This is a genomic window from Streptomyces sp. NPDC048411, from assembly GCF_040704695.1.
Classification (GTDB): Bacteria; Actinomycetota; Actinomycetes; order Streptomycetales; family Streptomycetaceae; genus Streptomyces.
Genome location: NZ_JBEZKL010000004.1, coordinates 1 through 15503, shown reverse-complemented (window position 1 = coordinate 15503; position 15503 = coordinate 1). Strand labels below are relative to the sequence as shown.

Sequence of the window (15503 nt, the reverse complement as noted above, 5' to 3'; positions counted from 1 at the left end):
CCGGCAGGCTGTGACAGTTGGGAGCAGCTTAGGCCAACGCATATACGCGTGTCCGGCGATTGAGAACGTAGGCTGCCCCCATGCCAAAGAACCGCTCGGGCGGGGGTCTCACCGCGACCCAGCAGGCCGCCAAGTTCCTCGGTGTCGCCGCACTCTCCGGAGTCGTGCTCGCAGGCATCGCGCTGCCGGCCGCCGGAGCTCTGGGGCTCGCCGCGAAGGGGACGGTCGAGGGATTCGACGAGATCCCGGCCAACCTCAAGACTCCGCCGCTGAGCCAGCGCACCAAGATCCTGGACAGCAAGGGCGACATGCTTGCGACGGTCTACTCGCGTGACCGCACCGTCGTTCCGCTGAAGGACATCTCTCCGTACATGCAGAAGGCGATCATCGCGATCGAGGATGCCCGCTTCTACCAGCACGGGGCGATCGACCTCAAGGGCATCCTGCGCGCGATGAACCGCAACGTGCAGGCGGGCGGGACCGCGCAGGGCGCGTCGACCCTCACCCAGCAGTACGTGAAGAACGTCTTCGTCGAGGAGGCGGGCGACGACCCGGACAAGGTCGCGCAGGCCACCCAGCAGACGATGGGCCGCAAGGTCCAGGAGCTGAAGTACGCGATCCAGGTCGAGGAGGAGCTCGGGAAGAAGAAGATCCTGGAGAACTACCTCAACATCACGTTCTTCGGGCAGCAGGCGTACGGCGTCGAGGCGGCCTCCCAGCGCTACTTCTCCAAGTCGGCGAAGGACCTGAAGCTGGAGGAGGCCGCGCTGCTGGCCGGCATCGTCCAGTCGCCGAGCCGCTACGACCCGGTCAACGACGCGGAGGAGGCGACCAAGCGTCGCAACACCGTGCTCCAGCGGATGGCGGACGTCGGGGACATCACTCGCACGGCGGCGAAGAAGGCGCAGGCGACGCCGATCAAGCTGAGGGTCAGCAAGCCGAAGAACGGCTGCATCACGGCCGTCAACGGGGCCTCCTTCTTCTGTGACTACGTCCGCAAGGTCTTCCTCACCGACCCGGTTTACGGCAAGACGAAGGAGGAGCGGGCCAAGGTCTGGAACCAGGGCGGACTCACGATCCGCACGACGCTCGACCCGCAGGCGCAGGCGGGCGTGCAGGACTCGATCAGGAGTCACGTCTACAAGACGGACAAGGTCGCCACCGCCGTGACGCTCGTCCAGCCCGGCACCGGCAAGATCATGGGCATGGGCCAGTCCAAGCCGTACGGTTTCGGGCCGAACGAGACCCAGTACAACTACTCGGTCAACAAGGACATGGGCGGCTCGAACTTCGGCTTCCCGACCGGGTCGACGTTCAAGCCGTTCCTCGCCGCGGCGGCCATAGAGGGTGGCAGGCCTGCGACGCAGATGTACTCGTCGCCGTACGAGATGGACTACCCGGACACGGTTCAGACCTGCGGAAAGCCGTGGGTCAACGACAGGCAGTATCACCTGGAGAACGAGAGCGAGTCCGAGGAGGGGCCGTACGCCCTGAAGGAAGCGATGGCGAAGTCGGTCAACACCTACTTCGTCCAGATGCTCCAGGACATCGGCATGTGCCCGGTCTCCCAGATGACCGACAAGCTCGGCGTGGTGCAGGGCGACGGCACCAAGCTGCCGCAGAACCCCTCCACACTGACCCTCGGCTCCAACGGCCTCTCGCCGCTCACGATGGCCAGCGCGTACGCCGCCTTCGCCAACCGGGGCATGTACTGCACGCCGATCGCCATCGAGGCGGTCACGACGGCGAACGGCAAGTCGCTCCCGGTACCGAAGACCACCTGCTCGCAGGCGATGTCGCAGACGACGGCCGACACCGTCAACACCCTGCTGCGCGGTGTGATCGACTCCGGTACCGGTCGGCAGGCCGGCCTGCAGAACCGCGACAACGCGGGCAAGACGGGTACGACCGACGCCCGTAAGAACGCCTGGTTCGTCGGCTACACGCCGAACATGTCCGGCGCGGTCTGGGTCGGCAGCCCGTCCCAGAGCGTCGAGATGGAGGGCGTCACCATCGGCGGCGTGTACCAGGACAAAGTGTACGGCGGCCAGGTCCCCGGACCGATCTGGCGCGACGCCATGACGAGCGCCCTCAACGGACTGCCCGCCCCGTCGTTCAACACCGTCAACATCCCGGACCCGCCGGACAACACGGACGAGGGCCGGGGCAGGGGACGGGGACGGGGACGTGACAAGGGGCGGGACAGGGGCGACGGCAACAACCCGTTCCCCGGCATCCCGCCGGACAACGCCGACGGGAACTACGGGGCCCAGCGCCCGGGTCCCGGTGGCACGAAGGGTCCCTGACCGGCCACTCGGTCCATGAACGAGGAGGTGGGGCGACCCGGAACATTCCGGGTCACCCCACCTCCTCGTATGTACGGTCCGCTCAGCCCGCGAGGAGCTTCTTCACCGCGGCGGCCACCCGGCCGCCGTCCGCGCGCCCCGCGACCTTCGGGTTCACGATCTTCATGACGGCACCCATCGCCCGCGGCCCCTCGGCGCCGGCGGCCTTCGCCTCGTCGACCGCCGACGCAACGATCGCACCCAGCTCGTCGTCACTGAGCTGCTTCGGCAGGTACGCGTCGAGCAGCTCGCCCTCCGCCTTCTCGCGCTCGGCCTGCTCCGTCCGGCCGCCCTGGGCGAAGGCCTCGGCCGCCTCGCGGCGCTTCTTCGCCTCCTTGGCGATGACCTTCTGCACCTCGTCGTCGGAGAGTTCACGCGACGTCTTGCCGCTGACCTCCTCCTTGGTGATCGCGGTGAGGGTCAGCCGGAGCGTCGACGAGGTCAGCTCGTCGCGCGCCTTCATGGCCGCGGTGAGGTCTTCCTTGAGCTTGGACTTGAGCGTGGTCATGTGCTGATTGTGGCAGGTGCGGGGCGGCCACCGCCCGCTGGTTTTCCTCTCGCCGCATCGTGTCTGCGACGATGGGCACATGCGCGCACGCTACGGAGTACCCCTGAAAGTCACGGCAGTCGGCGCAGCGGTCGGCGCCGCCGGGCTCGTTTACGCGGCAGGTTTCGAAGCCCGCTCGTTCCGGCTCCGACGGGTCACCGTCCCCGTACTCCCGCACGGGGCACGCCCGTTGCGCGTGCTGCAGGTCTCCGACATCCACATGGTGAGCGGCCAGCGCAAGAAGCGCGGCTGGCTGCAGTCGCTGGCCGGCCTGCGCCCGGACTTCGTCGTCAACACCGGCGACAACCTCTCCGACCCGGAGGCCGTACCGGAGCTGCTGGACGCGCTCGGTCCGCTGATGGAGATCCCGGGCGTGTACGTCTTCGGCTCGAACGACTACTACGGGCCCAAGCTCCGTAACCCGGCCCGCTACCTCTTCGAGAAGGTCCAGGGCAAGCACGGCCTCAACGGCAACGCCCCCGCGGTCGGCGTCGTCCACAACCCGTGGGAGCCGATGCGCGATGCGTTCGACGACGCGGGCTGGCTGGACCTGAGCAACACCCGGGGCCGTCTCAAGCTCGACGGCCTGGAGCTCGCCTTCACCGGCCTCGACGACCCGCACATCAAGCGCGACAGGTACGCGGAGGTCTCGGGCGGCCCCGAGACGGGCGCCGACCTGTCCATCGGCGTGGTCCACGCCCCGTACCTGCGCGCCCTCGACGCCTTCACCGCCGACGGCTACCCGCTGATCCTGGCGGGTCACACCCATGGCGGCCAGCTCTGCATCCCCTTCTACGGGGCTCTGGTCACCAACTGCGACCTGGACACGGACCGGGTCAAGGGGCTCTCCAGCCACACGGTCGGCGACCGGCGCGCCTACCTCCACGTCTCCGCAGGCTGCGGTACCAACCGCTACACCCCGGTTCGCTTCGCCTGCCCGCCCGAGGCGACCCTGCTGACGCTGACGCCCCGCGACTGAACCCGGGGGTGCCCCGCCCACCGGGGCAGAAACCGGATTTCGTCTCCGGGCGCGGGTGGGCTAAAGTAATCGATGTCGCCGGGAGACCGGCGGCGATCGGGGTGTAGCGCAGCTTGGCAGCGCGCTTCGTTCGGGACGAAGAGGTCGTGGGTTCAAATCCCGCCACCCCGACAGAGAAATACCAGGTCAGGCCCGGTACTGAGAAATCAGCACCGGGCCTGATTTGCTGTGCGGCCCCAGTCTGGGAACCATTTGGGAGCCGACTTCGGGGACCGGCCCCCCCGGGGGGCTCCCGACGGGTAGCGATGCACCTTCGAACGCGCCGCGCGCCGCGCGCACCCTGGAGATGCGCCCGCTACGGGTTGTGCTGACGTGACCACAGAAGGTACAACGATCGTCATGCACCCGCAGGTACGCGGCCGCCCCGCTCGTGATCGGCCCGGTGATCGGCCTCGTACGCCGCCGCTCCGGAGGCGGGTGACACCGGCTCGGCGGGCTCAACAGGCGATGTCGAGGGTGACGGTCGCGCCTGATGCGGTGTTCTCGGCATGGGTGGTGCCGTCGTGCGAGGCGGCGACCGCGGCGACCAGAGCCAGACCGAGTCCGGTGCCGGGGGTGGTGCGGCTGGTCTCGGCCCGGGAGAAGCGGTCGAAGGCACGCGGGAGGAAGTCGGGCGGGAAGCCGGGGCCTTCGTCGGTGACCGTCAGCTGCAGACGCCCGCCGTGGGTCTCGGCGCGCAGCCGGATCGCACCGGCGCCGTGGCGCAGGGCGTTGTCCAGCAGGGTGCCGATGGCCGGTTCGAGCCAGCGCGGGTCGGCCCGCACTGTGGCGTCGCCGTGCTCAACGGTGAGGGTGCGTTCCTCGCGTGCGGCGGCCGTCCGGTAGCGGGCACAGGCGCCGTCGAGGAGGCGGCCGAGGCCGATGGCGCTGCGCTGCACGCCTTCACCGCTGTCGAGCTGTTCCAGATCGAGAAGAGCGTTGGCCAGGCTGACCAGGCGACCGACCTCGGTGTCGACGGAACGCAGCGTGTCGGTCAACTCCTCGGCGTTGCGCGGCCGGTGCAGCGCCACGTCGAGTTCAGCCCGCATCAGGGTGAGCGGTGTGCGCAGCTCGTGGCTGGCGTCCGCGATGAACTGATGCTCGCGAGCGGCGGAGGCGTCCAGCCGGTCGAGCATGCGGTTGAGGGTGTGGCCGAGCCGGGTGATCTCGTCGTCGCGGTCCGTGGGCACCTCCAGGCGCAGGTCCTGGGTCCCGCCCGTGCTGTCGGCGAGAGCGGCGGCGCCACTGCGGTAGCGCTCGACGGGGCGCAGCGCGGCGCGGGCGGTGCGGTAGCCGACGTACGAGGCGGCCAGCAGCGTCAGCCCGGATGCCAGGGCCAGCTGGGCCAGGAGCTCGCGCAGCGCCTCGTCACGATGGCCCCGCCGGACCGCGGCGACCACGATGCGCGGCTGCCCGCCGGCGGTGACCCGCCTGGCCTGCAGACGCAGCGTGTCCGAGGTGATGGGCAGCAGGGAGCCGACATCGCGGCGGACGGTGGCACCGTCAGCGACGGCAGCGCGTTCCGCGGGCGTGAGCAGCTGCTGACCGCGCACGGCGTCGCTGGAGTGCAGCACCCGGCCCTCGGCGTCGAGGACCTGATGGAGACTGCCATCGGGGCCGGGCGGCAGTACGTCACCGGCGCGTACGGCCTGGTCCAGGCTCTGCTGGTACGTGGCCAGGTCCCCGTCCAATTGACGGTCCAGGGCGGTTTCGACGCGCCAGTAGACCAGGCCTGCGGTACCCGCCAGAACGAGGGACATGGTGACGGCGACGGCCAGCACCAGCCGTGCGACCACCGGCAGGCGCCGCAAACGCGCCGACAGCCGACCAGGCCGTGTCACGGGGCGGTCTCCAGGCGGTAACCCCGGCCCCGCAGCGTCGTGATCGTGGTGCGGTCGAAGGCCCGGTCGACCTTGGCGCGCACCTTGGAGACGTGGACGTCTATGGCGTTGCTGCGCAGATCGGTCTCGCCGTCCCAGACCTCGTCGAGGAGCTGCAGCCGCGAGACGACCCGGCCCGCGTTTTCCATCAGCACGTGCAGCACGGCGAACTCCCGGCGCGGCAGGTCAAGTTCACAGTCACCCCGCCAGGCCCGCTGCTGCTCCGGATCCAGCACGAGGTCGCCGACCTGGAGGCGTCCCGACGGGTCGGGGCGGCGCCGGGAGATCGCACGTAGCCGGGCGAGCAGCTCTTCCATGGCGAAGGGTTTGACGACGTAGTCGTCGGCCCCGGCATCGAGGCCGGCGACCCGCTCGCCGACGGCGCCACGTGCGGTGAGCAGGATCACCGGGACGTCGATGCCCTCGCCGCGCAGGGTGCGGCACACCTTGAGCCCGTCCATCCCGGGGAGCATCACGTCCAGGACCACCGCGTCCAGGCGGGGATCGCGGGCGGCGGCCAGGCCGGAGGGCCCGTCGTAGCGGCCCTCGGCACTGTGCCCGGACTCGCCGAGGTAGCGGACGACCAGATCGGTCAGGCGGGTCTCGTCGTCGACGACCAGGTAGTGCATGGCGGCCAGGCTAACCGGAACCGCGGATGCCCCGACCCCGAGGACCCGACCCGGTCGGCCAGGAGGCTTCATGGTCTGTTCATGCGCCATCCCTAGCGTCCTTCACGTCGCAGCGCATCGCGGACCGGGGCCGGTCCGCCTCCTGGTGCGCCGCGGGGGAAGGAACTGCCATGCACACAGCGATATCGGTGCTTGCCGCGAAGGCCATCACCGACCACATCGCCCCCGGGGACCTGATCACGCGCGGCGGCCTCGACGTCGTCGCCCTGCTGATCCTGGTCGGCTGGCTCTACCGGCGCCGCCCCAGCGCACCGGAGATGCCGCTCGTGCTGACCGCGCTGAACATCGGCCTGTTCGCCGCGATGGGCGCGATCGGCGGGGGCAAGTTCCCGGCCGGGGTCGGCTTCGGCCTGTTCGGCATCCTCTCCCTGGTCCGGCTGCGCAGCGCGGCGTTCACCCTGCGCGATGTCGCCTACACCTTCGCAGCCCTGGTCATCGCTCTCGTCACCGGGCTGCCGCAGCGCCAGAGCTGGCTCGTCCTCGCCCTGAACGTCCTCGTGCTCGTGGCGGTGCTGGTCGTCGACGACCCCAGGACGTACAACCCGACCCGGGTCGTCAAGCTCACCCTCGACCGGATCTACCCCGACCCCGGACTCATCGCCCAGGACGTAGCGTTCCGCTTCGGCCAGGCCCCCCTGTCCGTCGTGGTCGACGAGGTCGACTACGTACGCGAGACCACCCGGGTCTCCGCCCGCTACCCCTCCCAGCCGGACGAGCCACCGGCCGCCACGGAGACCGGCCTTCCCACCGTGCGCGAGAGCGCGGCAGCGTCATGACGGCCCCGGCCTCCTTCGCCACCGCGCTCGGACTTCCGGGGTTGCGCGGCGCGACGCTCACCGAGGTCGACGCGGCAGCCGCACTCCAGCACCGCACCGACCGCAAGTACCTGCTCCCGCTCGAGGCTGCACGCCTCTTCATCGACCGGCTCGCCGACAGCCACCGGGTCCTCGACCTCGCCGGACGGCGTACGACCAGCTATCTCAGCACGTATTTCGACACCCCGCAGCTCGGCGCCTGGCGCGCCCACATCCAGCGGCGCCGCCATCGCTGGAAGGTCCGCACGCGCCTGTACGCGGAGGACGGACTGTGCAGGGCGGAGGTGAAGACCAAGGACGGCCGCGGCGCCACGGTCAAGCACGCGCTCACGATCCCGGCTCCCGCGTACGGCCAACTCGACGCACCGGCGGCGGAGTTCGTCGACGACGTACTGCGGCAGGCCGGGATCCCCGTCCGGGCCTCCGCCCTGTCCCCCGCCGCCGAGATCCGCTACGTCCGCGCCGCCCTCGCCGACCTCCACCACGGCACCCGCGTCACCCTCGACGGCATCCTCACCTGCCACCGCGGCGACCGCACCGCCGGCCTCGACCCCGGTCACGTCCTCGTCGAGACCAAAGGCGGCCTGCGGCCCGCACCTGCCGACCGGCTGCTGCTGCGCCTCGGCGCCCGGTCCGTCTCCCTCAGCAAATACATCGTCGGCCAGTCCCTGCTCACCCCCGGCCTGCCCGACAACGACGTACGCCACCTCGCCCGCACCCACTTCCGGACCTACCGGCAACCGGTGACGGCACCGCACCTCGAAAGGACCCACGCCGCATGAACGTCCTGCGCAGCATCAAGTGGCCGTACGCCGTCATCGCGATCGTCGCCGTCGCGGCCGCCGCCGTCGGCCTGCTGCGACCGCAGATGATCGGGGCAACAGCCTCCGCGTTCGCCTCCGCCAAGCACAAGAAGCCCGGAGCGACCGCCCTCATCAAGCAGAACCCGCCGCCGGCCCTCTTCGCCGACACGGAAATCGCCCCGCTCGGCAAGCAGGTCGCGGCCCAGCACACCAAGGCCGACAAGCTCTTCGCCCAGTGGAAGGCACAACACGGCACCGCCCGCGACGACAAGGCGTTCGCCGCCTGGGCCGCCCAGCAGATCCCCGCGCCGCCCTCCGCGCAGACCCGTACCGCCGAACTCCACCAGGTCCAGCAACTCGCCAAGACCCGTACCGCCGCCGGGAAGAAGGCCGCCACCTGGCTGGAGATCTACGGCAAGAAGGACATCTGGAAGCTCTACCTGCACGACCAGCGCGAACTGATCCCCGCCGCCCAGGGCACCGCGGAGAAGACACAGCTCAAGGCCGCCCTGAAGATGGCCAAGACCATCAGCGACCAGCTGGCCGCCAAGGACAAGCAGCCCGCGCCGTTCGTCCTGGACCCCTCCCTGCGCCCCGACAAGCACCTCAAGGCCGGCGCCAAGGGCCCCTACTCCTACCCCTCCCGGCACGCCGCACGCTCCGCCGCCGCGGTCACCCTGCTCAGCGCCCACGCCCCACACCGCACGACGGACTACGAGTGGATGCAGGACGAAGTCGTCTACTCCCGCGTCTACATGGCCGGCCACGTCCCCAGCGACATCCTCGCCGGAACTCTGCTCGGAGACCTCATCGGCGACTACGAGTTGGCGGCCGGCGCACGCTGACACCGTGCCCCCTGGGCCGCGGCGACGGTGACCCGGTCACCGTCACCCTCCCGAACCTCTTCTGGGAGCCGTCTGGGAGCCAATCCGCTCCCCAAGCCCTCCCCCGCAGCACGCGAGAACCATCGAGCCCAACACTCTGACCTGCATAAATACCGAACAGGCAGGTATTGATCTCGACCGATCCTCATTCGGGACGAAGAGGTCGCGGGTTCACATCCCGCCACCCCGACAGCTGAATAACCAGGTCAGGGGCCTGATCCACTGAGTGGATCAGGCCCCTGAGTGGTTTCCGGAGATCAACCCTCAGCCCGGCCGCCCGGAATGCGCGCTTCGTACTCACATGCGAATCTGAAAGTGGCCCCTCGTCCGAGATCGGCTACAGGAGGCGTGATCGTGAGCAAGAAGCAGAGCCGACAGAATCGCGGTGCCCGCACAGGTGGTCACGAACGCAGCGCGTCCGCGGAGACGAAGGAGCAGAGGCAGGCGCATCTTCCGGATGCACCTGGGCCGGTGCGCGCGATATCGGAGCAGGTCTCCCACCGGAAGCAGCGCAGGTTCGGACACAACTGATCTTCGCCGGCCGACCGCGGCCGAAGCGCTGTGGTGGCACCCCGCGTGGGGCCACCACAGAGTGCGTCTGCGTGTCGGCCTGAATCTCCGCAGCCCCGGGCGCCATCTGTGGCGGTGCCCGCGGGTGTGCCACTGGTGCCGCGGCCGGCTCGCGGACCCGCATGATGTCGCGTGAGCAGTCACCCGCCCCGTTTCATGATCCACCCGACGACGAGGACCGTGTCCCCTGTGTCCGGGGGCACGGCCGGCGCGACCGCTCCGCGGCCGTCGGTATCGGTGCCGGGTTCAGGTCGCCGGGCGTGAGCGGGACCGGATCCGCCGCTTTGCCCGGCCACTGGGCCCGAAGCCGCGCGCCTCTTCGACGATTTCGTACCACCTCCCGCGCACCGAGTGCGGACTCCTCGTCCGGCGCGTTCGCGCGCTCGGTTGCGACCGTGAAGCGCATCGCGGTGAACAGACCGCCCGCTGCGGCACGTTTCGATGGCGATACCGGGGCCGGCGGCGATCCCGGCCGTCAGGATCCGTCGTACTGCCGCCTGCGCACCGAATCCGGGCGTACTGATGCCCGTGTCAGGGGGCGTCGCGATGCCCGCGTCCAGCAGCGTGGCGACGTCCACGTCCGGCGCCGACACGGCGCCCGGCGGCGTCGCTTGCACTGACATCCTCCGGGCGCATCCCGTCGTCGGCTCAACGCAGGATCTCCGGGATGCCCGCCGAGTGACAGTTCGGGGTGGGACTGTCTGAGTGCCGCCGGCCGGGTGTGCCACGTGCTCCGGCCCGTCAGGAAAGGGCGAACAGCCCCTCCGCATCGATCACTTCGGCGCCCTCGGATTCGGGCCCGGGCATGCCCCCGTGCAGTTGGGCGACTTGGCCGGGAGCGGCGCCCTCCGGACGATGTCGCGTCGTGGCCCTGGGCCGACCGGGCTCCTGGTCGCCGGCAGCCAGCTGGGTGTGCTGAGTTCGTCGACGACCCTGGTGAGCGTCACCGTGGGCGGCAACGACGTCGGTTTCGCCGATGTCATGCAGGACTGCGTCCTGTACAGCGAGTCCACCTGTGTGAGCAGTGTGAACGCGGCTGTGTCGCAGATGCGGAACTCACTTCCGTCCGGCCTTGGTTCGCTGTACAGCGCCATCCGTTCCCGTGCCCCGCAGGCCCATGTGGTGGTGCTGGGATATCCGCGGTTCTACCAGCTGAAGGGAACCTGCATCGCCGGGCTCACCGAGACCGAGCGCTCGACCATCAACAACGCGTCCGATGTGCTGAACGGTGTCATCGCGAAGCAGGCTGCCCATGCCGGATTCACGTTCTCCGGCATGGCCGACGAGTTCACCGGGCATGAGCTGTGCTCCGGTGACGCCTGGCTCAACAGTGTGACGCTGCCGGTCTACAACTCGTACCACCCCAAGGCCACGGGGCAGTCGGGCGGCTATCTGCCCGCCTTCCGCTCGGTCGCGTGACAGGCAACGGGTAACGCGTTCGTACGGCACGCAAGGTGGCGGTCCGCCGGGAATTCTCCGGTGGGCCGCCACACGTATGCCGTCCCGCTCAGCGCCGCCCGCAGCGCCCGGCCGGGGCAGGGCGAGGGCCGTCGCTGCGGCGAGTACGGCGGTGGCGGCGGCCGGCCCCACCCCCGTGGAGGCCGCCCCGGAAGCCGCGCCTCAGTAACGCTCGGCGAGGTGCTCCCGCCCGGCCGGGGGCTCGTACGGCTCCGGCCAGAAGTCCGTGATCTCCACGATCCGGCCCTGGTCGTCCCCCGTGAAGAAGTGGATGGCGTGCATCTCTTCCAGGCCTACGGTGAACAGCGTCCGTACGGCCACCTGTTCGCCTGCCCGGTCGGCCACGATCCGTTCAACACGGACATGCCGGTCCCCCGGATACTCCCGGTTGAACCGGAGATACCGCTCCTTGCCACGGATGCGCTCGCGGGTCTGCGGCAGGTCGTAGAGCACCTCCTCGGCGAGCGTCGCCGCGAAGGCGTCCCAGTCACGTTTCTCGGCCGCGGTCCAGTACGTCTCCACCGTGGCGCGCAGATCGGCAGTCATGGTTCGAGTCTGAACCCCACCACTGACAACCGGCCTTCGCTCAACCCGCAGCCGGCTTCGACGCCTTGATCGAGTACATCAGTGGAATGCGAGGCCAGTCGGGCGGGAAGCGGTAGAACCCGTCGGCGTGCCGCTCCAGTGCCGCGAACCGCTGGAAGAGCGAGGCGTCGTGCTCGTGCAGGAACTCGATCCGCAGTCCGGCAGCGGCCAGCGCCGACACCACGTCACCGACGGGGTGCTGCCACTCGACGCTCCGGTTGTGGACGGTCGGCGCGTCGAGGTCCGCGTACGTACCCGGTGTCTCGTCGACCCATGCGTCGCGGCTGAAGTAGTCGTACATGATCGTCGTGCCGGTCGCGTCGTCGAGGCAGTCGGTCAGCGGATGGAACTCCGCCAGATAGAGAAATCCGCCGGGCGCGACGAGCGCGGCGGCGATCTCGGCCCAGCGGCGGGTGTCCGGCAGCCAGTTCAGCGCACCGACGCCGGTGTAGACGATGTCGTACGAGGAGTCGGGGACGGCCTCCGCCGCGTCATGCACATCGGCGGCGACGAACGCCGCCCGGTCCGGGGTGAACCCCAGCTCGCGGGCCAGACCACGGGCGGTCTCGACGGCAGGCCCGGAGAAATCGAGCCCGACGACGTGCGCGGCGCCGTGCCGGGCCCAGGAGAGAGTGTCGAGCCCGATGTGGCACTGCAGATGCAGCAGCGACTTTCCCGTCACGTCCCCGACCTCCGCGAGCTCGAACGCACGCAACGCGTCCTTGCCCGCCCGGAAGCCATCGAGGTCGTAGTAGTCGCTCGCCGTATGGATCGCCACGCGCTCATCCCAGCGCGCGCGGTTGGCCTCGTGCCAGTCGTCCGGAGTCGGGGAGTACATGCCGGGGAGGTTATCCACAGACTGAGGACGATGGATACGGATTTTCCGGGCCCGACGCAGAATGGGGGGCATGACTGAGATCACTGGCTCGACGACCGACTCCGCTCCGGCGCGGGCGAACGGCTCCGTTCCGGCACCGACGACCGATTCCGTTCCGGTGTGGGAGCAGCGCTTCCGGGCGCCCCGGGTGTCGTTGCCCGACTGGGCGGAGGACGCTCCGGACCGTGCGCTGTTCGTCTCCAACGCGACGGGGACGTACGAGCTGTACGCATGGGACCGGGCGAGCGGGGATCAGCGGCAGGTCACCGACCGGCCGAACGGGACGACGGACGGGGTGCTGACCCCGGACGGCGAGGCGATCTGGTGGTTCGACGACACCGACGGGGACGAGTTCGGGGTGTGGATGCGCCAGCCGTTCCACGGCGGTGGCGATGAAGGGACGGCGGACGTGCCCGCGGCTCCCGGTCTCGCCCCCTCCTACCCGGCGGGGCTCGCGATCGGGCGGGACGGGACGGCGGTGATCGGCCGCTCCACCGACGAGGACGGGACGACGATCCATGTCGTACGGCCAGGGTCCGCGCCCGTCGAGATCTACCGGCACCGCGAGTCGGCGGGCGTCGGCGACCTGTCGCACGACGGGACGCTGATCGCCCTGGAGCACACCGAGCACGGCGACGCGATGCACTCGGCGCTCCGCGTGGTGCGGCCGGACGGAACGACGGTCGCCGAGCTCGACGACACCAAGGGGGGCACGGAGGAGCTGGGGCTGACCGTGCTGGGCTTCGCGCCGGTGGCCGGAGACACCCGGCTGCTGATCGGGCATCAGCGGCGGGGACGCTGGGAGCCGATGATCTGGGACCCGGTGGCGGGGACGGAAACGGACCTCGCGATCGATCTGCCCGGCGACGTGGGCGCCGAGTGGTATCCGGACGGCTCCGCGCTGCTGATCGTCCACGGCTTCGAGGCTCGCAGCGACCTGTGGCGGTTCGAGCCGGGCACCGATACCGCTCCGGTACGGGTGGAGATGCCGGCCGGATCGGTGTCGGGTGCCACGGCCCGGCCGGACGGCACCGTGGAGTATCTGTGGTCGTCGGCCGCGCAGCCGCCCGTCGTGCGGTCCACGACGGGCGCAGTGGTGCTCGATCCGCCGGGCGCGAAGGCTCCGGAATCGGTTCCGGTGGAGGACGTGTGGGTGGACGGTCCGGGCGGCCGGATCCACGCGCTCGTGCAGCGGCCCGCCGCCCCGGCGGAGGGACCGTTCCCGACCGTCTTCGAGATCCACGGCGGCCCCACCTGGCACGACAGTGACGAGTTCGCGTCCGGGCCCGCCGCCTGGGTGGACCACGGCTACGCGGTGGTCCGGGTCAACTACCGCGGCTCCACGGGCTACGGGCGGGCGTGGACGGACGCGCTCAAGCACCGGGTCGGCCTGATCGAACTGGAGGACATCGCGGCGGTGCGGCAGTGGGCGGTGAAGTCCGGGCTCGCCGACCCGGAGAAGCTGGTGCTGGCCGGGGGCTCGTGGGGCGGCTATCTGACCCTGCTCGGCCTGGGTACGCAGCCGGACGACTGGGCGCTGGGCCTGGCAGCGGTCCCGGTCGGCGACTACGTCACGGCGTACCACGACGAGATGGAGGCCCTGAAGGCGATGGACCGCACGCTGTTGGGCGGCACGCCGGAGGAGGTGCCCGAGCGGTTCGAGGCCTCGTCCCCGCTGACGTACGTCGACGCCGTGAAGGCACCGGTCTACATCTCGGCGGGAGTCAACGACCCACGCTGCCCGATCCGCCAGGTCGAGAACTATGTGGACCGCCTGAAGGACCGGGGCGCCCCGCACGAGGTGTACCGGTACGACGCGGGGCACGGCTCGCTCGTCATCGAGGAGCGGATCAAGCAGGTGCGGCTGGAACTCGACTTCGCCCGACGGCACCTCGGGTAGTCGGCGTCCGGGCCCGCGCCGTGGCCGGCGACGGTGCGGGCCCGCGCCAGGCCCTGGTGGCGGCCGGGGCCACGCGGGGGCCCACGCCACGCCCGGCGCGGCGTCCCGCCCGGCCTCCGCCCCGCCCGGCGGCGTCCCGGGTGACCGGCGTTCTGGCCCGGGCGGGTGGCGGTGCTTGCGGCACCCCGGTCCGGGATGTCGGATCGGGGACCGTACCGTGGAGGGGTGTACCGGTTCCTGCTGACCCCGCGATGGTGGGGGATCAACCTCTTCGCCGTCCTGGCCATCCCGTTCTGCGTCTTCATGGGCACCTGGCAGCTCGGGCGCTTCGAGGACCGCGTGCAAACACACGAACAGGCCCAGGAGCAGCCCGCCCCGGGCAGCAGGGCCGCCGAACCGCTCGACGATCTTCTGCCGGTCGACAAGGTGACGTCCGGGCGTCCCGCCACCGCGACGGGCCGGTACGCCGACCAGTTCCTGGTGCCCGGCCGGGTACTCGACGACAAGAGCGGCTTCTACGTCCTGAACCTGCTGCGCACCGACGGTGGCAAGGCGCTTCCAGTGGTGCGCGGCTGGCTGCCCGGCAAGGCCGGGCAGACCGCGGTTCCCGCAGCTCCGACCGGTGAAGTCACCGTGACCGGCGACCTCCAGGCGTCCGAGAACGCGGGGACTCCGGGCGTCGACACGGCGGGCGGACTCCCGGACGGCCAGCTCGGCATGATCAGCGCCGCGTCGCTGGTCAACCTCGTCCCCTACGACGTGTACGACGCATGGGTAACGCTCCAGGGCACCGACAGCAAGAGCACCGACGCCAAGAACAGCGGGGCCACTGCTCTGCGCCCCGTACCCGCCGTCGCGCCGCAGGGCACTGGGCTCGACCTGAAGGCGTTCCAGAACCTCGGCTACACCGGCGAGTGGTTCGTCTTCGGCGCCTTCGTGCTCTTCATGTGGTTCCGGCTGGTCCGGCGTGAGGCGGAGGCCGCGCGGGACGTGCGGCTCGGCCTCACGGACGACGCGGACACGGACAGCGCCTGAGGCGTGCTGACGCGCATACGTGAGGGGGTCCGCCGGTGTTTGAGGTCGGACCACCCGCGACAGGGATGTGGACATGTCACCGAACGCGCCGCAGCGC

12 protein-coding genes, 1 tRNA gene and 1 pseudogene are annotated in these 15503 nt (G+C 70.3%); 9 read left to right on the top strand and 5 right to left on the bottom strand.

Annotation, left to right across the window (positions count from 1 at the left end):
- Nucleotides 1-80 precede the first annotated feature (80 nt).
- The gene (locus AB0915_RS02465; protein WP_366689319.1) at nucleotides 81-2306 is read left to right on the top strand and encodes a transglycosylase domain-containing protein; all 2226 of its coding nucleotides are present in this window, start codon (nucleotides 81-83) and stop codon (nucleotides 2304-2306) included.
- Between the two features lie 82 nt (nucleotides 2307-2388).
- Here the strand turns inward: AB0915_RS02465 and AB0915_RS02460 are convergent, their stop codons facing one another.
- Nucleotides 2389-2853 (bottom strand): GatB/YqeY domain-containing protein, encoded by a 465-nt coding sequence (locus tag AB0915_RS02460; protein WP_358857089.1) that lies wholly within the window; start codon nucleotides 2851-2853, stop codon nucleotides 2389-2391.
- Nucleotides 2854-2932: 79 nt separating this feature from the next.
- On the opposite strand from AB0915_RS02460, the gene AB0915_RS02455 reads away from it, so the two are divergent.
- Both AB0915_RS02455 and AB0915_RS02450 read left to right on the top strand, forming a co-directional pair.
- Entirely contained in the window at nucleotides 2933-3871 is a 939-nt protein-coding gene (locus AB0915_RS02455; protein ID WP_366689318.1) for a metallophosphoesterase, read from the top strand.
- A 97-nt stretch (nucleotides 3872-3968) separates the two neighbouring features.
- Nucleotides 3969-4042, top strand: a tRNA-Pro gene (locus AB0915_RS02450).
- 326 nt (nucleotides 4043-4368) lie between these two features.
- Here the strand turns inward: AB0915_RS02450 and AB0915_RS02445 are convergent.
- Complete coding sequence (locus tag AB0915_RS02445) at nucleotides 4369-5751, bottom strand: ATP-binding protein (RefSeq protein ID WP_366689317.1); 1383 nt, start codon at nucleotides 5749-5751, stop codon at nucleotides 4369-4371.
- A complete protein-coding gene (locus tag AB0915_RS02440) occupies nucleotides 5748-6419 on the bottom strand; it encodes a response regulator transcription factor (RefSeq protein WP_366689316.1) in 672 nt (223 codons plus the stop codon). The genes AB0915_RS02445 and AB0915_RS02440 overlap by 4 nt, the downstream gene beginning before the upstream one ends.
- Nucleotides 6420-6589: 170 nt before the next feature.
- Between AB0915_RS02440 and AB0915_RS02435 the strand changes: the two genes are divergently transcribed.
- From AB0915_RS02435 to AB0915_RS02420, 4 genes and pseudogenes are all read left to right on the top strand, one after another.
- Nucleotides 6590-7255 (top strand): DUF4956 domain-containing protein, encoded by a 666-nt coding sequence (locus AB0915_RS02435; RefSeq protein ID WP_366689315.1) that lies wholly within the window; start codon nucleotides 6590-6592, stop codon nucleotides 7253-7255.
- Nucleotides 7252-8076, top strand: coding sequence for a polyphosphate polymerase domain-containing protein (locus tag AB0915_RS02430; RefSeq protein ID WP_366689314.1), 825 nt, complete (start codon nucleotides 7252-7254; stop codon nucleotides 8074-8076). The genes AB0915_RS02435 and AB0915_RS02430 overlap by 4 nt, the downstream gene beginning before the upstream one ends.
- Entirely contained in the window at nucleotides 8073-8942 is an 870-nt protein-coding gene (locus AB0915_RS02425; protein ID WP_366689313.1) for a phosphatase PAP2 family protein, read from the top strand. Before AB0915_RS02430 ends, AB0915_RS02425 begins: the two co-directional genes overlap by 4 nt.
- A gap of 1500 nt (nucleotides 8943-10442) precedes the next feature.
- A pseudogene (locus AB0915_RS02420) lies at nucleotides 10443-10970 on the top strand (SGNH/GDSL hydrolase family protein); the annotation flags it as partial.
- Nucleotides 10971-11171: 201 nt separating this feature from the next.
- Here the strand turns inward: AB0915_RS02420 and AB0915_RS02415 are convergent.
- Together AB0915_RS02415 and AB0915_RS02410 are read right to left on the bottom strand one after the other, a co-directional pair.
- The gene (locus AB0915_RS02415) at nucleotides 11172-11555 is read right to left on the bottom strand and encodes a nuclear transport factor 2 family protein (RefSeq protein WP_366689312.1); all 384 of its coding nucleotides are present in this window, start codon (nucleotides 11553-11555) and stop codon (nucleotides 11172-11174) included.
- 40 nt (nucleotides 11556-11595) lie between these two features.
- Nucleotides 11596-12432, bottom strand: coding sequence for a class I SAM-dependent methyltransferase (locus tag AB0915_RS02410; protein ID WP_366689311.1), 837 nt, complete (start codon nucleotides 12430-12432; stop codon nucleotides 11596-11598).
- 61 nt (nucleotides 12433-12493) lie between these two features.
- Between AB0915_RS02410 and AB0915_RS02405 the strand changes: the two genes are divergently transcribed.
- Complete coding sequence (locus tag AB0915_RS02405) at nucleotides 12494-14371, top strand: prolyl oligopeptidase family serine peptidase (protein ID WP_366689310.1); 1878 nt, start codon at nucleotides 12494-12496, stop codon at nucleotides 14369-14371.
- 225 nt (nucleotides 14372-14596) lie between these two features.
- The gene (locus AB0915_RS02400; protein WP_366689309.1) at nucleotides 14597-15406 is read left to right on the top strand and encodes an SURF1 family protein; all 810 of its coding nucleotides are present in this window, start codon (nucleotides 14597-14599) and stop codon (nucleotides 15404-15406) included.
- The last annotated feature ends 97 nt before the right edge of the window (nucleotides 15407-15503 follow it).